The 21020-nt window shown below is 39.2% G+C and carries 16 protein-coding genes; 10 read left to right on the top strand and 6 right to left on the bottom strand.

Annotated elements, in window-relative coordinates; translation table 11 throughout:
* Window positions 1–61 precede the first annotated feature (61 nt).
* Entirely contained in the window at window positions 62–1237 is a 1176-nt protein-coding gene (locus tag HXT43_RS03550) for a hypothetical protein (RefSeq protein WP_116442660.1), read from the top strand.
* Between the two features lie 194 nt (window positions 1238–1431).
* Here the strand turns inward: HXT43_RS03550 and HXT43_RS03545 are convergent, their stop codons facing one another.
* On the bottom strand, window positions 1432–2562 hold the full coding sequence (locus HXT43_RS03545) for a 4-hydroxybutyrate dehydrogenase (RefSeq protein WP_004107157.1): 1131 nt from the start codon (window positions 2560–2562) through the stop codon (window positions 1432–1434).
* Window positions 2563–2754: 192 nt separating this feature from the next.
* Window positions 2755–4095, bottom strand: a complete 1341-nt coding sequence (gene nox, locus HXT43_RS03540) for a H2O-forming NADH oxidase (protein ID WP_174143393.1) — start codon at window positions 4093–4095, stop codon at window positions 2755–2757.
* A 478-nt stretch (window positions 4096–4573) separates the two neighbouring features.
* On the opposite strand from nox, the gene HXT43_RS03535 reads away from it, so the two are divergent.
* Complete coding sequence (locus tag HXT43_RS03535) at window positions 4574–6781, top strand: DEAD/DEAH box helicase (protein ID WP_004107155.1); 2208 nt, start codon at window positions 4574–4576, stop codon at window positions 6779–6781.
* Window positions 6782–6792: 11 nt separating this feature from the next.
* On the opposite strand, the gene HXT43_RS03530 is transcribed toward HXT43_RS03535, so the two are convergent.
* Window positions 6793–7236: a toxin-antitoxin system HicB family antitoxin gene (locus HXT43_RS03530; protein WP_004119931.1), complete on the bottom strand. Its 444-nt coding sequence runs from the start codon at window positions 7234–7236 to the stop codon at window positions 6793–6795.
* A gap of 153 nt (window positions 7237–7389) precedes the next feature.
* On the opposite strand from HXT43_RS03530, the gene HXT43_RS03525 reads away from it, so the two are divergent.
* The 5 genes from HXT43_RS03525 (at window position 7390) to HXT43_RS03505 (ending at window position 13633) form a co-directional block, all read left to right on the top strand.
* Window positions 7390–8127: a hypothetical protein gene (locus HXT43_RS03525; RefSeq protein WP_174143392.1), complete on the top strand. Its 738-nt coding sequence runs from the start codon at window positions 7390–7392 to the stop codon at window positions 8125–8127.
* The gene (locus HXT43_RS03520) at window positions 8117–10741 is read left to right on the top strand and encodes an HAD-IC family P-type ATPase (RefSeq protein ID WP_410295034.1); all 2625 of its coding nucleotides are present in this window, start codon (window positions 8117–8119) and stop codon (window positions 10739–10741) included. The genes HXT43_RS03525 and HXT43_RS03520 overlap by 11 nt, the downstream gene beginning before the upstream one ends.
* 85 nt (window positions 10742–10826) lie before the next feature.
* Window positions 10827–12395, top strand: coding sequence for an L-serine ammonia-lyase (locus tag HXT43_RS03515; protein ID WP_410295035.1), 1569 nt, complete (start codon window positions 10827–10829; stop codon window positions 12393–12395).
* A gap of 279 nt (window positions 12396–12674) precedes the next feature.
* Entirely contained in the window at window positions 12675–13082 is a 408-nt protein-coding gene (locus HXT43_RS03510) for an FKBP-type peptidyl-prolyl cis-trans isomerase (RefSeq protein WP_116971448.1), read from the top strand.
* 71 nt (window positions 13083–13153) lie between these two features.
* On the top strand, window positions 13154–13633 hold the full coding sequence (locus HXT43_RS03505; RefSeq protein WP_004107146.1) for a GreA/GreB family elongation factor: 480 nt from the start codon (window positions 13154–13156) through the stop codon (window positions 13631–13633).
* A 228-nt stretch (window positions 13634–13861) separates the two neighbouring features.
* Here HXT43_RS03505 and lexA read toward each other — a convergent pair whose 3' ends face one another.
* Window positions 13862–14536 carry a transcriptional repressor LexA gene (lexA, locus tag HXT43_RS03500; protein WP_100066613.1) on the bottom strand — a complete coding sequence of 225 codons (675 nt, stop codon included), beginning with the start codon at window positions 14534–14536 and terminating at the stop codon, window positions 13862–13864.
* 217 nt (window positions 14537–14753) lie between these two features.
* On the opposite strand from lexA, the gene HXT43_RS03495 reads away from it, so the two are divergent.
* A complete protein-coding gene (locus HXT43_RS03495; RefSeq protein WP_064340256.1) occupies window positions 14754–15131 on the top strand; it encodes a LysM peptidoglycan-binding domain-containing protein in 378 nt (125 codons plus the stop codon).
* A 232-nt stretch (window positions 15132–15363) separates the two neighbouring features.
* On the top strand, window positions 15364–15819 hold the full coding sequence (gene nrdR / locus HXT43_RS03490; protein ID WP_004119918.1) for a transcriptional regulator NrdR: 456 nt from the start codon (window positions 15364–15366) through the stop codon (window positions 15817–15819).
* Window positions 15820–15880: 61 nt separating this feature from the next.
* Here nrdR and HXT43_RS03485 read toward each other — a convergent pair whose 3' ends face one another.
* Window positions 15881–18157: a HelD family protein gene (locus HXT43_RS03485; protein WP_410295036.1), complete on the bottom strand. Its 2277-nt coding sequence runs from the start codon at window positions 18155–18157 to the stop codon at window positions 15881–15883.
* A 112-nt stretch (window positions 18158–18269) separates the two neighbouring features.
* Window positions 18270–19196 carry a hypothetical protein gene (locus tag HXT43_RS03480; protein WP_004119897.1) on the bottom strand — a complete coding sequence of 309 codons (927 nt, stop codon included), beginning with the start codon at window positions 19194–19196 and terminating at the stop codon, window positions 18270–18272.
* 250 nt (window positions 19197–19446) lie between these two features.
* Here HXT43_RS03480 and HXT43_RS03475 point away from each other — a divergent pair, with 250 nt between their 5' ends.
* The gene (locus tag HXT43_RS03475; RefSeq protein ID WP_004107137.1) at window positions 19447–20904 is read left to right on the top strand and encodes an MFS transporter; all 1458 of its coding nucleotides are present in this window, start codon (window positions 19447–19449) and stop codon (window positions 20902–20904) included.
* The last annotated feature ends 116 nt before the right edge of the window (window positions 20905–21020 follow it).

Here is a 21020-nt window from a genome sequence, read left to right as displayed (position 1 = left end):
GTAGTATTAGAATATTTAACTTGCTTGCTTACAATTAGTTAAAGTTTGAGAAGGGGTAGTTATGCCTAATGGAATTGCGGTGAAGCTAAAAAAATTTATTGCATTAGCACTTTCGCTGTTTCTTTTTATGCCATTATGTTCAGGATGCTCAAATCAAAATGGCGCAAATACAGAAGCTGTTAATAGTGCAAAAAAAGTTAATGTTATTAATGCAAAAGTAGCAGCTTTATATAAAAAAGTTTTAGCAAACGCTGATAAATATAACCTTAATGAAGCTGATTCAGAAATTGATACTAGCAAAAGTAAGTATTCTTACGCGTTAGTCAATATGAGCGATAGGGATATTCCGGAGCTTATTCTTCGGAAAAATTATAAATATGTGTCACGTTCGAAGGTTTTTGCTGCAAATAAAGATTACAGTGACGTTGTTTCTTCAAATGATTTAATTTGCGATGGCGTTGGAGACATTGGCGGTTTTAGGGCTTCGTTATCGCAATACGCAGACAGCAATTCATTAAGCTATGTTGAGTGGTCTTCTGGAACAGGGGATACTGAGGCTTACAAGGTTACTATGAATATTGCTGATAGTAATCCTCTTAAAAAAGAAAAATACTGGTCTGGAATAATCACTGATCTTCCTAAACAGAATACAAAAAATATTAATTTTGTCAGTACAGATGACACTACGCTTCTCGATAATTTGGCAAAAACTGAAGATAATACTTATAAGAAAACCGTAAGCAATAAAGGCGGCGACTCTAATTCAGAAGATAAGGATTCTAAGAAGTCTGGCGAGAATGCAAGTAAGAAAGCTGATTCTAAGAAATCCGCTAGTGGCGAATCTTTAGACAGCAAGATTAAAGCTGAAAAAGCAAGCGGAAGGCAAGTAGTTTCCGGAACTGTGAAGGTTTTGTCGTACAACCAGGTTCTTGAAGCGCAAAATATTCAAGATCCTAATCCGGGATCTTCAGATCCTAATCAAACTTTCATGATTCTTATTCTGGATAATAAAACCAGCGTTACTTTGCCTCACAGCGGCGATATGGGCAATCCACCTCATCCTAGCGATGCGACCATGATGGCGTTTGATGATGGTAGTCAAGCTAAACAAATCATGGAAAAGTATGTGAATAAGAAAGTTTATGTAAGTTTTATTGTAAATGATGGATTCTTCCCTTCGGACACTGGATTGCCTTTAGGTGAGCCTCATTTGTGCAATCTAAAAGTTATTGAATAGCTATTGTTCAATTAGAAATAGTTGAAGTAGCTGTGGTAGTTGCACTGGTTGCAATAGTTGCTACAAATAAAATAAAGACCCCACATTTATTTGTGGGGTCTTTTGTTATTTTGCTTTTGTTATTTTGCGAAAAACTATTAGAACGTAATTAAAATCAACAAATTCTAGAAAATAAGTTTGCTAAAAATCTGATTTTAGAAAGTAGACGCGTAGACTTCGGCAATTGCAGCTTCGTCCATATGCATATAGGAGTTCTTCAAAAGTCGCTGCTGTTCTTTAACAACGCTTGAAGCCCAGCTTTGAATCATATCCTCGCTCATGCCATACTCGTGAAGCCTATGCTTAGGAAGAATCGTGTTAAGCACTTCGTCAAGCTTGTCTAGTACGTCTGCCTTCTTGCATTCTAGAATATTTGCCATGAAGTCGAAAAGCTTAGAAAGCTCAGTGTTTTCTGCGTTATTCTCGTTAGCGTCGTGCTTAGCATAGTATCGCAAAACGCTTGTAAGAAGCGCAGCATTCGTCTCGCCGTGAGCCACGTGGAAAGTGCCGCCAAGCGGATAAGCCATAGCGTGCACGCAACCGCAGCCAGCGTTACCAAACGCAATGCCAGCGTAAAGACTTGCTGAAACCAAATCGCTTACAACTTGGCTTTTTGCGCTGCTGCCTTCCTTTACAACTCGCATATAACTTTGCAAAATAAGTCCGCAAGCCTTGTAACTAAACATTTTTGTAAGCTCTGTTGCAATAGGAGAAAGTGCGGACTCAATCGAATGTGTAAGAGCGTCAATAGAGCTGGTTGCAAAAACGTAATCCGGTAGGCTCTTTAACAATTCCGGAATAAGAACCGCGTCCGTAGCGTAGCAAGCATCGTTTGCCAAACCTTTCTTGGTATTGCGCTTAGTAAGCGAGAACACGGCAACGTTCGTAACTTCAGAACCGGTTCCGCAAGTAGTTGGCACAAGAATAAGATCAGCGCCTTTTTGTGCAGGAATCTTGCCGTCGACCAAGTCTTCAAGCGGGCTAGTTTGTTTCAACGCACAAACCTTCGAAATATCCAAAACAGTGCCGCCACCAATGCCAATCACGCGCTTTGGAGTTGTGTGAATGTCGCTAACGATTGCATCAACCATTGCATCGCTCGGCTCACCCTTGCCGTATTTCTCTTGGAAAATAACGTCGCAATCAAGATTCAAATCACCAAAATAAGGCTCCCAAATGTATTGGTTTGTAATAACCAAATCACCCTTGCCGAGCTTGAATTCTTGCGCAAAGTCGCGTGCCTGCTCGAACTTATGAATAGTTGGTTTAATAGAAAGCTGCTTCATCCTAGACTCCTTTGTTTTAATCTGCATGTCTTACGCTAATATGCGCGTCGTGTGCGCGCTTTTGTGCGCGGATGATTAAAAAACCAAGCAACTGCTCCATTATAGAACAGATTGCTTGGTTTAATAAATGCGATTTAAGCTAATAGCAGAAGCTAATCGCAGAGATTAATCATCAAAGATTACAGATATTAATCATCCCTTCAACAAAGCAGTGTAAGCAGCCATCGTAATGTAGTTGTATGGCTGGTTGAAGTGAGGCATGAAGAAGATGTCGCACAAAGCAAGTTCCTTAATCGTGACTTTCTTCTGAATAGCCAGCGAGAACAGGTGAATTGCGGCAGACATATCGTAGTTAGAAGCCAATTGGCAACCAACAATAACCTTCGTATCCTTCTTGTAAACGATGCGAATCTTCACCTCTGGATTCTCAACTTCCATAAACGCAGGCTTTTGAGTATCTTCGAAATCAACGTAATCAACATCCATGCCCTCTTTTTGAGCGGCAGTTAAGCTCAAGCCGGTGCAAACAAGCTTGTAGTCGTAGATCATCATTGCGCTAGAACCTTGCACGCCCTCGGTTTCTACAGGAGTTCCGCAAACGTTGTGACCTGCAATCAAGCCGCTTCGAACTGCGTTAGTAGCGAGCGCAATGTAGTTTACGCGGTCTCGAGCGTTGTCGTAGATTGTAGCGCAGTCGCCAATTGCGTACACGTCCGGATCGGAAGTTTGCTGCTTCTTGTCAACGAGGAAAGCGCCATTAGCATACTGCTTTAAGTGATCTTTGCCGAGCGCAACGTTTGGGTGGAAGCCAATAGCGCAAATCACCATGTCTGCATCGTAAGTGCCTTTGCTTGTTTTAACAGCCTTGACTTCAGTGTCTCCAACAATTTCTTCAACAGTTTGACCAAGTTCAAACTTAATGCCTTTATCTTCCATAATTTGCTTCAAATTATCGGAAAACTCTGGGTCAAAGTAGCCGTTAAGAATATGGTCTTCCATGTCAATAAGAGTTACGTTCTTGCCAAGTCGCTTAAAAGCTTCCGCAAGTTCCACGCCAATGTAGCCTCCGCCAAGAACCACGACGTTATTAAAATCGCGCTCTTGAAGCTTAGCGATAACAGTTTGAGCGTTCTGGAAAAGCTTTACCATTTGCACGTTTTCCAAGTCAATGCCCTTAATGCGAGGCCTGTTTGGAAGGCTGCCGGTAGCAAGAACCAGCTTGTCGTAAGAATCGTGAATAACAGTGCCGTCTTTAAGTTCGACTGTTACTTCTTTCTTTGCGTAATCAATGTCGAGAACTTTACTTTCAAGATTTACCTTAGCGCCTTTTTTAACGAAATCTTCTGGCTTCTGATAGAACAGTCCGTCGCTGCTTTGAATTTGCTTGCCAATCCACAAAGCCATGCCGCAACCAAGGAAGGAAATATTACTATTCTGATCGTAGATGGTAAGCTCGTTTCCTGGGTAGCTCAAAATGGTGTTAGCGCAGGCAGTGCCGGCGTGATTTGCGCCAATCTGAATGATCTTCGTCATCGGTAATCTCTTTTCGTCGTTGAATCTAGTTTAATTTTATTTATTTCTGTTGAATTCTGCTGAAATTAATTTAATTTAGTTAATTTAATTTCGCTAAATTCTGTTGAAATTATTGTATGTGCTTCAACTGCTTTGTTTAATTCACGCTGCGGCGCGAATGCACATCCAATGCATAATACTATTACACGAATGCGAGTCTTACCAATTTTGATTTTGTGCGTGTTGTGGGGGGAGTTGTGTGGTTATTTCACAATCTGACTATCACTAATCTTTTCGCGAACATGAATTACATAGTAGAATCCTGAAGTTTGTATACAGTTTATATACAGTGACATTCACATATGTACAGTTTTTTGTGATGCGTTTTAATGTTTTGATAAAGTGAGAGTTATATGAAGGGGTATTGAAGTTGTGCTGCAAGTAATTGCGGATGATTGCTAGTAGAATAAGTTAAAATTCTGCAGATTTAAGGAGAAACATGAGAAGAGAATTTTCGTTTTCAGATGCTAGGAATCTGATAAGGCTGCATAAAAATTTGCAATACAATCTTGTTTCTTTAAATAATAAACAAGATGAGGCTAGGGTGCTTCTTGAGCATGTTGCACAAAAATATATATCTAATCAAGCTATCAGAATGGCAAAAAATGTTTCGATTGTAGAAGTTAATCGTGAGAAAAAAGGTATAAGAGTATCAATTCTTAAGAATGCTGGTTTTAATAATTTTGCTGATGTATTTAAAGCATCAGTGTATGAATTATCGGCTATTAGAGGTATTAGCGAGAATGGTGCAATTGAAATAAAAAGAGTTGTCGATGAAACTGTAGAAGAATTAAAAAAGAGAGTTAAACTGAAGCTTAGTTTAAGCAATAAAAGCAAGGATGTAGAAGATATCATTCGCTTTGCTTTTCTTTATAGGTATACTAATCAGTTTACGAAGGTTAGTAATAATTTAGCTGATAAGTATTTTCCAGTTATAGAGTCAGCTGTCGAACAAGCTAAACCAGCAAAAGGGTTTTTGAGATGGGCTTTTGCGTCAGATGAAAATAGACAGCGCGCAATTGAAGCTTGTAGGTTGCTTAGTGATATATTAACTGGTGAGTATGGTCAACAAGCTCATCAGTCTGTAGAAAATTTAGATAAGATACGCAATTTTAGCTGTGATCCGTGGGATGAATTACGGAAGAATCCGATTCAATGTGCGAATGTTATTGAAGATCTTGTTCCGGGGCTATTGGGAAGTGTTGACGATTTTTATGGTTTACCTGAAGGGCTTGCTGGCGAAGTTAAGAAACAGCCTATATTGTCAGATGGTTTATCATGTCAGCTTAGACGATACCAACAATTGGGTGTGAAATATATCCTTCACCAAAAAAGAGTGTTGCTTGGTGATGAAATGGGACTTGGTAAAACTGTTCAAGCTATTGCTTCAATGGTTTCTTTAAGAAATGAAGGTGGTACTCACTTCATTGTTATATGTCCTGCAAGCATTATTGTGAATTGGTGCAAGGAAATTAAAAGATTTAGTAATTTAAGAGTAGTTAAGGTGCATGGTTCTCAAAGAGATAGAGAATTTGCGTTACAAGATTGGATGAGTAATGGTGGTGTTGCTGTTACAACTTATGAAATGACATCATATTTTAACCTACCAGATAATTTTGAATTCTCAATGATTACTGTAGATGAAGCTCACTATATAAAAAATCCAGAAACAAAACGCTATCAGAATACAAAATTAATTCTTAATCATGCTAACAATATTCTTTTTATGACAGGCACTGCTCTTGAAAATAAAGTTAGTGAAATGGTGAAACTTATAAAATTATTGCAACCGGATATTGCTGCCGAAATTGTTGGTACCAGAAGTTTCGTTCTTTCAGATCTTTTTAAAGAGAAAATAGCTCCTGTTTATTACCGTAGAAAACGAGAAGATGTTTTATTTGAACTTCCTGAGTTAATTGAGAATAAATCTTGGTGTCAGCTTAATGCAGAAGAAGAATCTGAATACGAAAAAGCTTTGATGAGTGGTAATTTCCATGCTATTAGGCGAGTTTCGTGGAATGTTGATGATATGCGTAACTCAAGTAAGGCAAAACTATTAAAAGAAATAGTTGAAGAAGCAGAACTAGAGGAGAGAAAAGTACTTATTTTTTCTTTCTATTTGGATACTTTGCATAAAGTAGTTGATGCGTTCTCAAACAAGTGCATTGGTTTGATAAATGGTTCAGTTTCACCAGAAAAAAGAATAAAGATTATTGAAGAATTTGATAATGCACCAGCTGGAAGTGTGTTGGTGTCTCAAATCATGTCTGGTGGTACCGGTCTTAATATTCAATCCGCCAGTGTGGTAGTTATATGTGAGCCACAGCTTAAGCCCTCTACTGAGAATCAAGCAATTTCCAGAGCATATCGTATGGGTCAATCTAGGGATGTGATTGTCTATCATCTTTTAGCTGAAAAAACTATTGATGAAGGAATTACAAAAGTCCTTGAAAATAAACAGGAAATCTTTAATAGATTTGCTGATGAATCTGTTGCGGCTCAAAAAGTTGAAATTGATGAGAAAACATTAGGAAAACTCGTTGATGATGAAGTTAATCGTATTAGTAAGAGCAAAGATAATGTAAAAAATGTTTCCGAAGAAATCGAAAGTAAGGTCGAAAATAATACTAAGAATGAATTAGTATAAGTATTTATTTTCTACGCTCGCTCAAGCACGCGTTCAATAGCGTTATTTTGCGAAAGAAGATACACGCAATACTGGTTCATGCTTATGCCTTCGGCTTGAGATTGCTCAGCCAATTGCCTGTGTAATTCTTTAGGGAGACGCAGTTTGAATTGACCAGAATAGTCATTTAATTCAGTGCGAGACGGCTCTTTTATGTTGATTTTGCTTTCAAGTGCTGCTTCAATCCAAGCGTGCTTAGCGTCTTGCGCATTTGCTGCTGCTTCTTGTTCGGAGTCTCCTGAACTTATGCATCCGGGCAAATCAGGGTAGTAGGACACAAATCCACCTTCATCCGGATCTTTCACAATTTCCAGCTTATACGGTAGTGACATGTAGTAGCTGAGTGTTTTATTTGTTAGTGTTTTGGCGTTGTTTTTATGAGTGATATTTTTGCTAGCTTTATTTGTTTTAGTCATATTTGATTTCATATTATGCTGATTTTTAAAAGTTTTATAAAAGTATAAGTGGTGTTATATGTGGTGTCAATGTGTTAATGTATTACAATTTGTAGAATTGCATGAAATATCCCAAAACCACCACTTATGTTGAAGGTGTGGTATAAAAGTCTTATGTTTTCTAAACGCGCTATTACCATTTTTGCGACTACTGTCGTAACTGCTTTAGCGCTGGGTGCGTTGAGTGCTTGCGAGCCGCAGGGTAAAGCTGTGGGGAATACTGGTCGCGTTGGAGACATAATTCACGACGGTGTGGATATTGACGATATTCATCTACTTGTAATTGGTTCAAAATTAGCTGCGCTTGATGACGAAGTTATGAAGCATTGTAAAACGTCAAAATTGAGTGCCTCTTATGTGCCGCTATCCAATGTTGCTAATCCTAACGAAGCTGCTCAGCAAGCTATTCGCGCTGCAAGCGAGCAGCCTGTTTCATTAATACTTATAGACGCGCTCGACGTAACAGGCGTTGACGACCTGCATAATGCTAATAATCAACCTAATATAAAAGAGAATAACAAGCTTAATAACAGCACTCGCAATAAACAAAACGAAAGCAAAGCATGGATTTCTGCGCTGCAATACGCGCGTTACGCTGGAGTGCCAGTTGCGTTAATAAATCCTGTAAAAGCACCAAAAGACGCAACTTTATACGCAGCTACTTTGTATTTTGATAGCGATGGAAGTGGAATTGGAAAAAATATTCATGAATCTTATTTATCAAAAAATAGCGAATCTTTAAACAATAAAAGCAAGAAATCAAAATTTGAGCGTTCGTCTTTGCTAAGCATTGTTCGAGCAATAATTGACAATACGCCACACAGCAGGGAAGTGATTATAAATGACAAGTAATAAACAAAATGCAATAGCGTCTACAGAAAACGCTAATAATAAAGCTATTGCGGCGCTTCCTAAAGTAGAAGTTGATGGATTGAGTGACGAAGAGGTTGCAGAGGCTGTTTCTCGCGGAGACGTGAATATTACTTCTAAGCAGACTTCTCGTTCTTTAATGGATATTGTGCGCGCGAACGTGTTTACATTGTTTAACGCGATTATTTTCACAGCAATGGTTGTCGTGCTTGCAACTGGTTCGTGGAAGGATGCTGTTTTTGGTGTAGTAATTCTGGTAAACACTGGAATTGGCATTGTGACTGAATTAAAAGCAAAGCGCACTTTGGATAGGCTTTCTATATTGATTGCCGCTCGCGCAATGGTGCGTAGAGGTGGAGAAAATATTGAGATTGCGCACAAAGATATTGTGCTTGGGGACGTTTTGTGGCTCAGAGCCGGCGAGCAGGTTCCAGCAGACGTAGAAGTGCTGGAATCGTGGGGATTGGAAATGGACGAGTCCATGCTCACAGGCGAATCTGCTACAGTTCGAAAAGCCCAAGGTGACGACGTTTATTCCGGATCTACTGCAGTTTCTGGAATGGCTTTAACGCGTGTTACTGCCGTAGGTGAGCACAGTTATGCTGCAAAATTGGCTGCGCAAGCGAAGGTTTATACCAAAACAATTTCCGACTTAAGTCGTGGAATTAATACGATTTTGAAGTATATGACGATGGTTGTGGTGCCTTTGTGTGTGCTGCTTGTGTGGTCGCAAATGCACAAGGTTGGCGGATTTGTTGAAGCTTGGCAGACTGGTGCTTGGAGGGGAGCTGTTGTCTCTGCTGTTGCAGGCGTTGTTGGCATGATTCCAGAAGGATTGGTTCTTCTTACTTCGCTTAATTTTGCGGTGGCTGCTATGCGACTTGCGCGTAAGCAAACGTTAGTTCAGGAGTTGGAATCTGTAGAAACTTTAGCGCGCGTAGACTGCTTGAACCTAGACAAAACTGGCACTATAACCGACGGTGGTATTGCATTCGTTGGTGTAGAAAATCTAGATAATAGTAGTGTAGAAATATCTTTACAGACCAGCTTGCAAACTAATCAAGCTTTATTTGACTTATCAAACGAAGAAAATCCTAACGCAACAGGCGTTGCAATTATGCAAGGGCTTGATGCTCAAGGAGTTGCAGCTAGCGCGCATGTATCTAATCGTCTTCCATTCTCGTCTGCTAGAAAATGGAGCGCTGTGCAATATGTACAAAGTAGTGGAGAGCGTGCAACTTGGTATATGGGTGCTCCGGAAGTGTTGCTAAGCGCGATTAATTATGCAAATTCTAATGAACTTTTAGCGAAAGTTAATTCTTATGCTGAGCAAGGCGAGCGCGTGCTGCTTCTTGCAAAAGTAAGTAGCGAAAGTAGTACTGTAAGTAGCGTCGATAGTAGCAGCTTAAGTAGCGTAACAGAAACAGATAAAACTTTTGGCGATTCTCCCACTATTTGCGCAAATGCTCAGCCTGTTGCTTTAGTTCGCTGCTCTGAGCGTATTCGTGAAGACGCTCGTAAAACTCTTTCGTGGTTCCGTGAGCAGGGTGTGCGCTGCCGAGTAATTTCAGGAGATAATCCTAGAACTGTTGCGGCTGTTGCTGCAAAAGTTGGCTTAACAGGAGATCGCAAGCCTGTTGCAATGGACGCTAGAAAACTGCCAGAAGATATTAACGAATTGGCTAAAGTGCTTGAAAATGTGGATGTGCTTGGACGTGTGCTTCCTCATCAAAAGAAAGCGATTGTTCAGGCGCTTCACACTCAAGGTCATGTGGTCGCTATGACTGGTGACGGCGTGAACGATACTTTGGCTCTTAAAGAAGCTGATTTGGGCGTTGCTATGGGCAATGCTGCTCCTGCTGCAAAAGCTGTAGCCCAAGTGGTTCTTGTCGATTCACGATTCTCGCATTTGCCTGATGTTGTTGCTCGCGGTAGGCAAGTGATGGCAAATATGGAACGTGTGGCTGGCTTGTTCCTTGTAAAAACTGTTTATTCTGCGCTTATTTCTGCAGGAGTTGTGCTTCTAGCGTTACACTTCCCGTATTTGCCTCGTCACATTACTTATATTGGTTCTTTAACTATTGGTATTCCAGCATTTTTGCTCGCTCTGGCGCCTAATACTCGTCGATATATTCCAGGATTCTTGAAGCGAGTTGTTCGTTTTGCTGTTCCTAGCGGATTTGCTATAGCTGCTTCTGTGCTCGCTACTGCTGTTATAGCTCCACGAGTTTTGGGATTAAATCTTGACGATGTTGTTGCAAATAATTTGATAGCATCTCGTTTTATTGTTTCGAACGTGCAAGCTTTGGCAACCACTCGCAGTATTTGTTCCGTAATCGTATTTGTTCTTGGCATACTCGTGCTTGCAAGCGTCGCCAAGCCTTTGTGCTCGTGGAGAGGAATTATGGTTGCGTTATTTGCTGCAGCTGGAGTTGCTGGAGCTTTTATACCGTTTACTGCGAAATTCTTCGAAATTCACGTGCCGACTGCAGGAAGTGCGTTTACGGTAATGCTTATAGCTGTTGTGTTAGCTGTAATCTTATGGTTTGCGTGTGTGAGTTTAGCAAACTTGTTATCTAAACAAAGTAAGAAGTGAACAATCTAACATATTTCTCATGTAATTAGTGTGTCGACGTGAGCTTAATAATGCTTACAATAGATACGTGTTTAGTATTTTAGAGATGTTTTCAGTTGGAGTTGGTCCTAGTTCTTCACATACAGTAGGTCCTATGCGAGCTGCATGCTCGTTTGTTTCATCGCTTAAAAAAAGTGGTAGTCTTGCAAACGTTGCGCATGTAAGTGTGACTCTTTACGGATCGTTGTCTTTAACGGGTCTTGGTCATGGTACTGATCGTGCTTGCGTTGCAGGTCTTGAAGGAAATCTTCCAGATAATGTAGACACTGATCATATGCTTACTATTCGTCAGGAATGCAAAAAAACTGGCACTTTAATGCTCGCAGGTGAACATACTATTGCTTTTGATTACGATAAGGACGTAATTTTTGAAAAATGGATGCGAATGGTTGTTCATCCTAATGGAATGCGTTTTGTTGCAACTGATTCTGACGGAAATAAAATCGATGAGCAAGTTTGGTATTCAATTGGCGGCGGATTTATTCGTCAAGGGTGTGCAGATGATGCAATGGTTGGCTTGCATGAGCGTGTTACTGAGCAAGATGAAAATAATGCCAATAAGAATGGTGTAAGCGAGAATAATAGCGAAAGTAATAACGAAAGTAAGAACGAGAATAATAACGAAAGTAATAACGGAAATAATAACGAAAGTAATAACGGAAATAGTAGCGATAATGCTGCAAACTCCTCAAATCAAACAAAAGATTCCACTGTACCTTATCCTTTTACTTCATGCGACGAGCTTATAAATATTTGCCGAGAAAAGCATATGTCAATAAGCGATGTTGTGTGGCAAAACGAGCTTGCATTGCATGAAGGTGATGCCGACTACGTGCGCAACTATTTGCTGCATGTTTGGAAAGTTATGAGTAAATGTGTAGAAAACGGATGCAACTCAAAGCAACCGATTTTGCCAGGAGGTCTTGATGTGCCTCGTAGAGCTCCTCACATGTATGAGCGCTTAGCTGCAAATTCAGACATGCTTCGCAACAATCGTCGTCGTTCGGATGCTGCTTTAGAAAGTTCAGATTCTGCGTGGGTTAATCTTTTTGCGCTCGCTGTTAGTGAAGAGAATGCTGGTGGTGGGCGTATTGTTACTGCTCCAACGAATGGTTCTGCAGGAATTATTCCTGCAGTATTGCAGTATTATTGGCGATTTGTTGATTCTGCTGATGAAGACGGAGTTGTGCGATTCTTGCTTGCTGCAGGTGCTGTTGGTTACTTATTTAAGCGAAATGCTTCAATTTCTGGAGCTGAAGTTGGTTGCCAAGGAGAGGTTGGTTCTGCCTGTTCAATGGCTGCTGCAGGATTGTGCGAAGTGTTGGGAGGAACCCCGGAACAGGTTGAAAATGCTGCAGAAATCGGTATAGAACACCATTTGGGATTAACTTGCGATCCTGTAGGCGGTTTGGTACAAATTCCTTGTATTGAACGCAATGCTATGGCTGCAAATACTGCAATTAATGCCGTTCGAATGGCGATGCTTGGAGATGGCTCGCACATGGTAAGCCTTGACAAAGCGATTAAGACTATGAAAGAAACTGGTCATGACATGATGTCTAAATATCGCGAAACCTCAAAAGGCGGGCTAGCTGTAAACGTTGTTGAGTGCTAATTTGCTAATATTTTGCATTAATTCGCTGATATTTTGAGATTAATTTTTGCTAAGTTATACACAATGCGTATATTTCATGTACATACGTAACGTTTCAGTGCTAATCTAGGACAGGTTAATCTAGGAAGTGTTAGTCTAAACTGCATTTATTCGAATGTGCATTTACTTAAATGTACTATTTAAAATGCGCTGCTTTAGTAATGCAGGATGGTTAAAAGCTGTCTGTGTAGATGTTATACTGTTCAGATTATACTGTTTGGAGTTTGTAAAGGAGGAAATATGGCACAAGATATGCCAGAAGTGATTGCAGAATTTGGCACTACGCCAACGGTGACGTTCCCTGAATCTGAACCGCCAGCAGGTCTTAAAGTTGTTGAATTAGTTGAAGGTAATGGTCCTGTAGTTCGTGCCGGTGACACTGTAACTGTGAATTATCATGGTGTGGTTTGGGGTAGCGAAAAGCCATTTGATTCAAGCTTTGCTCGTCATACTCCAGCTAGTTTCGGTATTGGTGTCGGTCAAGTGATTCAGGGCTGGGATCGCACTGTTCCAGGTCATAATGTTGGATCTCGTTTGTTGATTTCTATCCCTCCAGAGTATGGTTATGGCTCTCGTGGCATACCGCAAGCCGGTATTGGTGGCGGAGACACTTTGGTATTTGTTGTTGATATTATTTCAACTCGTTGATAGAAGAGCGTGAATTTTATTTTCGCGCGAATAGTTTTTATTTTTAGAGATTGTTGGATAAGGAGGTAGCAATGGCTGAAGAAAAAACTATTTTACTTACGCAGGAAGCGTATGACAAACTAAAAGAAGAGTTAGCGCATCGTGAAGGTGAGTATCGAGAAGAAATCACTGAGCGTATTGCTGCAGCTCGTGCTGAAGGTGATTTGTCTGAAAATGGTGGTTATCAGGCTGCTCGCGAGGAGCAAGGAAAGAATGAAGGTCGCATTAATGAGCTTATTGTGAAGCTTCGTAATGCGAAGATTCTTGAAGCTCCGAAGGATGGCACTGTTGGCAATGGTTCTTTGGTTACTCTTGAGCTAGCAGGTCGAGAAATGACTTATGTTCTTGGTTCTCGCGATATTGCTGTAGCTACAGATTATGACGTTATTAGCCCGGAATCTCCAATTGGAGCGGCTATTATGGGTGCTCATACTGGTGATACTGTTAGCTATGCGGCTCCAAATGGACGTGAAATTTCAGTGACAATTAAGGATTCACATCCACTTGCGTAAGTAAGTATTAATCTCCCCACCTAGTTCGTTTGTGAATAGGTGGGGAGATTTTTTTAGGGTTTGGGTTTTAAGTTTTAGGGTTTTAAGTTTCAAGTTTTGCGTTTTGCATTTTATAACTTGTTTTTTATGGTTTGCAATTTATGTTCTCTGCTGCTTTAGCTCTATGAGCTAATGACAACTTACAACTTATTGTGTTAAATTCTATTGTTTGTTCAGTAGTTATATTTGTTAGATTTTTCGCAATACTGTAACAACTTTTCCCATAATAGTTGCGTGTGATCCGTCAATAGGAGAGTACGCCGGATTATGTGGAATAAGCCATACGTGACCATGGTCATTTCTGAAAGTTTTAACAGTTGCTTCGTTATCTAGCAGTGCTGCAACAATGTCTCCATTTACAGCCTCATGCTGCTCTCTAACTACTACATAATCGCCATCGCAAATAGCGGCGTCAATCATCGAATCGCCGTGTACTTCAAGCATAAAAAGATTTCCTGTACCTGTAAGACGTTCTGGCAATCGCATTACATCTTCAATATGCTGTTCTGCTGTTATTGGAGCTCCTGCTGCGATTCTTCCCACTAGAGGAACATCTCTAGAATTTATAACAGAATCAGATTCGTATGCGCTAATATTGGCAACTCTTGAAGAATTTTTATTAATTTTGTTATTTGAATTGTTTTCAACAATTGAATTATCAAGAATTTCAATAGCGCGACCTTTATTTGCATTAATTCGCAAAATCCCTTTATCTTCAAGTGTTCGCAATTGATGTTTCACAGAAGATGGGCTTCTAAGTCCAACTGCTTCTCCGATTTCGCGGAAAGAAGGAGGGAATCCATGAATTTTTATATTGTTTTGGATGGCATTGATAATATTGCGTTGGCGGTCAGTAAGTGACATTGCGTTAATATCGCTAGCATTAATGCCGTTGTTATCATTATTTGTGCCATCGTTATTCATGGTGCTCCTTTCGCTTTTACTATTTTAACGCACTTTCTTAGAAAAATCAAACATCTGTTCGACACGCCGTTGCAACTATCGAACAAATGTGTCATTATTAATACACCTGTTCGATAGAACAAATGTTCAGTCGATTAAGGAAGGAGAAAGGACAGTTATGAGTACATCATTAATTAGAAGTGGCAGGGAAGCTAGAGTAGGTATACAAGAAAATACTTATTTGATTCGTAAACGCTGCGTTTCTAATAAGCATGCGCGCAAAACTAGAGTTTTTCGTGTAGCTGTACTTTTGATGACAGCAATAACATTCTGTACATTGTTTATGCCAAAGACTGCTGTTTCTGCGATACCTGAAAGAGTTGTTACATATACAGTTCGTCCTGGAGATACGTTATGGAATTATGCTGCTACTATTACTCCTAAAAACGGTGATATATCAGATAATGTAGAGCGTTTAATGGCTTTAAATCATCTTTCTTCTGAAGATTTGGTAATCGGACAGTCTATTAATGTTCCATTAAATGATGCTCAATAGTTGATTGAGTGCAAATAGTATGAAATTGGGGGGAATATGAGAAGGGAAAATATTACTATATTTGAAATTGAAACTGATGAGATAAGTTTTACTGAAAATGATGATGTAATATTCAGTGTGTTTTATGGAGTATTTCGGATTATGGACAATAAAATCGTATAATATTCGGAAATATTTGAATAAAGTGAATAATATTATGTAGTTTTTCGCTATTTTTTAGTATGCTGAATATATGCATTGTCCTTTTTGTAAAAATTCTGATACGAAAGTTATAGATACTCGTATCAGCGAAGATGGTTACTCTATTCGCCGTAGACGTGAATGCCAAGTTTGTGGTAATCGATTTACTACAGTAGAAACAACTCAGTTGCTTGTAATGAAGCGTTCAGGCTCTATTGAACCTTTTGATCGAGCAAAAGTTGTTGCCGGTGTTAGCAAAGCATGTCAAGGACGCCCTATTAATGCTGAGGCATTAAAGACGATTGGTATGCGAGTAGAAGCTGATTTGCGAGCACGAGGTTTAGCGCAAGTTACATCTGAAGAAGTTGGCAAAGCTATTCTTAAGCCATTGCGTGAATTAGATGAAGTTGCATATCTTCGTTTTGCAAGTGTGTACCAAAACTTCACGGGTCTTGAAGATTTTGAACATGCCATTGAAGATTTGAAGCGCAGTAAAACAGAAGAATAATAATTTTATCGATTATTGTTACAGAATATCTATTCCCTGCGCTTTTGCATTATTTTGAGTTCTATTTCTCAAAATTTGCGTCATCTTTAGTGCGTATTATATGCAATTTTTGAGTTGGTCTAGTCATTGCAACATATAGATTGGCTGCAGCAGCTAGTCTAGATGCTGCTTCCTGTTCAATTTGAGAAGGTTGCAACACTATGACAGCGTCATATTCAAGACCTTTTACTTCCTCAGCTGTGCAAACGCTGCATTGGCAATCATCGGCATTTTGTTTGTTTAACTGATTCCATAATTTTTCAGGTAATGCATGTTCTAATGCTTGGTTTACAACCTTTTTAGCATGGCTAACCATGCTGTTAGGAGTAATGATTGCAATACGACCACTACCATCATCAGAGACAAATTTTTCGAATAGTTTTGTACAAGATTCTGCAAGTGCAGTATCGAGTTCATCTTGTGATTCAACCGTTTGTGATACAAGTGAATCAGGTACTGAGCGAACTGCATGAACAGTAGAAATGTATAATCCTGAATCTGTTGCAACCTTGCTTGCTGCTTCAGAAACTTCACTAGGATTTCGATAATTAATTGTTAACTCGTAAAGATCCCAATTTGGTTCTCCAAATAGAGAATTCATATTCTTCTGCCATCTGTGAGTTCCTCCGAGCGCAGAAGTCTGTGCAACATCGCCAACAATAGTAAAGGAGCGTGAAGGACAACGACGAATAAGCATTCTCCAATCCATTGCTGTGAGCTCTTGAGCTTCATCGACAACTACGTGACCATATGTCCACTCGCGGTCAGAAGCTGCTTTACGGGCAAGCATTCCTGCATCGTCGCCTTGCAGATTATCAAGAAGCATATCGGCGGTTACTATGCCATTTCCAATACCAGCTTGTGCTAGAGTGTCAGCTGCAAATTGCTGTTCTTCAAGTTTTTTTGCTTGTGCTGCAGATCTTTGAGCGTCAAGTTTTGGATCAGGACCAAGCAATTCCATAGCTTCATCAAGTAATGGAATATCAGAACGAGTAAGCGGGCTGCCTTTTGGTCTAGTAAGTGAGTTGATATCTTCGTTGCTTAACCAAGGTGCGTATGTGCGTAATTTGTCAGGTTTAGCAAAAAGTTGGTCAATAAGCCATTCTCCAGTCATAGGTAACCATGCAAGATTTAAAGTAATGCGCAGTTTATCGTCAAGACGAAGTTGAGAAGTTATATCGTTTAATTCAACTTGATCTGGAACATAATCAAGCTTTTCCAAATAACGATTTTTCAATATGCTGAGCACAGTTTTTATAAAAGTATTTCGCGCCTGGTTATGCGGCTGGTGAGTCCGTTGAGCATCTGATTGAGCTATCTCAATATCTTCTTTTAGAAGAGGAATACTAAATCCTCCAACATGAATTGTTGGAAGATTTTTAGGAACGCGAATACGAGCGGCAATTGCATTCGCAATAACTGTTCGCATACGATACATTCCTTTTAATTTTGCTGCGTATGGAGAATCTTCAGCTGTAGCACAAATTCCAGGAATTAAGTCGGGAATAGTTCTACTTACTACACCTGTTTCACCAAGAGAAGGGAGTACTTGATCAATATAACGCAAGAATGCCGAACTTGGACCAACAATAAGAACTCCTGAACGCTCAAGTTTGCGCCTGTGAGTGTATAACAAATAGGCTGCTCTGTGCAAAGCAACAGCTGTTTTTCCTGTGCCAGGACCTCCCTGTACAACAATAGTGTGATCAAGAGGAGCGCGAATAATTCGATCTTGTTCTGCTTGAATAGTGGCAACAATATCAGTCATTTTGCCGGTTCTGCGAGAACCTAAAGATGCGAGCAGTGCTCCTTCGCCAGTAAGAGTACCTTGTTGTGAAGCTTTTCCTATTTCATCAGAATGTATGTCAAGTACTTCATCTTCAACACCAATAACGTCTCTGAAACGGAGTGTAATATGACGACGCATAACAATATCGCCATGATGCGAAGGGGTTGCCTCATAAAAAGGTCGTGCAGCTTCAGCGCGCCAATCTGTAAGAATAGGATCATGGTTTTCGCTAAGCAAACCAATGCGACCAATGTATCGCCTAATGCCTTCTGTGTTATCAAGCCTTCCAAAAACAAGACGATCCTCAACAGCTCGTAATTGTGTAAGACGATCTTCGTACATGGTTGCGAATGAGTCGCGCTCTGTGCGCTGTGTTGGTGAACCGTGCGAACCTGACGCGCGCACAGCGTCTAAGCGTGCGCGAATAGTATTACGCAAATCGTCTAGACGGCTATAAGCTCGGTCAACAGCTTGTTGTTCTTCACCAAGTTGTGAGGAATAGGTAGACATACGCATCCATTCTTCGTAAAATACCGCAACCAATTGTGCCAAAAATTAGGCATTTAAGTATATCTCGACGCTTATACACCAAAATTGTATTTCTATGTTGATCTAACGAATATTATTTGCGAGGATCTCCGAACCATGCAGAGTAAATCAATGAAAAATTGCGATTTCCATATGCTGAGCACGAATTTCCTTCGCCGTATCCAGCTTTTAACGATTCTATATTTGGCTGATAAGGAGTATAGATATAAAGCAATGCAGTAGCCTTATTTTCGATATAAACATTGCTAGATCCGCATGATTTATTTGGCGAATATTGAATTGTGTTAATCGTGTTAGGGTGGTAGTTATATTGATCGTTATGAAGAAGATAATATCTATATCTTCTTGCGGAACCAATTACTTGTTTAAAGAATCCTGCAAAACGTGGGTTGCAATGAGAATCATCTGGACAATCTAATCCCATAGCTGATTTGTATTGGAAATCGCTAGGATCAGTGTCTGTTACAAGATGTTGTTCTTTTTGCAGCATTGTAAGTAATACTTGTTGACTGATATGACATGCTTTTGCTGATTTGTATATTATGTCTGCAGAAGATTCTTTGCTTACACCTTGATACTTTGAACATAGTGAATCGGCAGGAATAGTGTGAGTATTAAAGTACGCATTTTTTAAGCAATTTTTACCAGTGCATTTTGCTCCTTTTTTGCGTATAAAATTGCGTACTTCATCTTTACTCATTGCGTTATCGTCAAAAAATTGAGAATCAGAAATAATATTGCCTGGATTAAAATCAAAGCGTGACACAAGTTGTTCTTGTTTGTTGCGAAGATCAGAAACAGTCTGTTCCCAACGTATCCACTGAACAACAGGAATGATAATAGCAATGCCTATGACAGCAATAATAATGTTTCGTAAAATTTTATTGGAGTAAAACTTATGCTTTAAAGAACTGTTGTTTTTATTGTGATGAGCACCACTATTATGTTCACTATTTAGGTTGACATGAATAGAATCATGTTTCTTTCTTCTCTGCACCATGTTTCCTCCTACTTAGCTTGTTACATTATAAGTGATATGCGAATCATTTTATTATTGTGATTATTTTTTAAAATTGTTCCCAATTTTTATTGTTGATTGTAACTATCAAACTGTAGAATTATCCGATTGAGTAGCTACGCGCGAAGAATTTGTTGCGATTAACTTTAGATTGTTAGGGCAGATTGATTTATTTGCAGTAGTTTTCTGCACAAATGTTGGAATTATTAGGATGTGGCAGGAGAGTAAGATAATGATGATTGGAACTAAACGAATTGATTGTTCTTCTATGGATCCTTATGATGACCCAGAAATGCGCAATAAGGTTGCTGTTCGTGCGTTAATACTACTGCTTATTACATTTATTATTAGCACGTTGTGCTTGCAAGGTTTCAACCTTGTTTATAAACAAGTTGGTATAGATGTGAAAGCTGTTGATCAAGCGCCTCTTATAACAGGTTTACCTGGCATTATTTTAGGAATCGTATGCTTTATTTACGGTTCTTTAGGCGACTTTGTGTCATTAAAAAAGCTAGTAACCATTGGATTAACATCTTTGTTTATAGGCTCAGTTTTTGGATTTGTAGCTAATTCTTGTTTTGAGCCAAATTTGTGGACAGTTATTGCTGCTCGTATTATGCAAACAACTGGTGAACAAGTAGCAGGTTCATCATTCTTAGTAATTGCAACAAAATATTTGCGAAATGATTTGAAAGTTATCTTCTTCGGATTATTTACAGCATCGTACCAGCTTTCTGCATGTATTGGAGTGTTTTCAGCAGGATTGTTAAGCTCTATTGCTTGGCAATATTTATTCTTAATTCCAGCATTAACTATTCTAATATTGCCGGCATTATTGCATTATTTACCAACAAAAAACGGCAATGGTAAAAAAATTGATGTTGTTGGTTTTACAGTCTTTGGATTTGCTGTTGCATCTCTTACATTGTTCATTTCATACAGAAACTTGTTGATGCTTATTTCAGCAATTATATTGTTTATAATTTTTGGTATTTACATTAGTAAAGCTAAAGAGCCATTCGTTACGCCAGCTTTCTTCAAGAATATTCGTTGGCTTTCTGGCATAATTTTGATGGGCATAATATACTTCACGAATTATTGCATAAGTCCACTGTTCAATAGAGTTGGAAAAACTTTGTATAATATGACTACTTCACAAGTAGCTTCTTATTTAGTTTGGGCTTTTATTGTTGCTGCAATATTCGGTTCATGCTCAGGCTTAATAATTAGTCGTATAGGAAGAAAAACAGGTTTATTATTAGCAATATTGTTTATACTTTGCGGATGGATTGGTATTGCAGTATTAATAAATTCTGGATTCTTGGCTATAGCTTTGTGTGCATGCATTTATTATGCAGGTTGTGGAATGGTGTATTCTCCACTGGCCTCAACAATTCTTTCATCTCTTCCAGTTGAAGAATCTGGCAGAGGGTGCGGAATGAATGATTTAGCTATTAGTGTTTCTGCGTCTGTTGGTGTAGTAATTTTTGACGGAATATTAGATAAAAACATGTTGAGTGGGGATTCTATAACCGGTGCTTCTGGTATTTCGTCTGGATTTGCAAACATATCTCTTATGTGTGCTGCTGTTGCATTATTAGGAATTATCGTATTTACATTCAGAAACTTTATCACTAAAGAAAGCAATGCAATCGAAGTAGACGAAGATCAAGAACAAGACCAAAAATAATAGTGAAAGCAAAAGCAATAGAATTATAATTGGCAATAACTTAGCAACTGTGCAAATAAAGTTTGTTTGCAACGTTATGAGCAATATTGTTTACAACATTGCAAGCGCTAAGAAAA

The organism is Gardnerella sp. DNF01195 (assembly GCF_049244175.1).
Lineage (GTDB): Bacteria > Actinomycetota > Actinomycetes > Actinomycetales > Bifidobacteriaceae > Bifidobacterium > Bifidobacterium leopoldii.
Note: the sequence above shows the minus strand (reverse complement) of the source record. Positions and strands in the feature narration are given on the sequence as shown.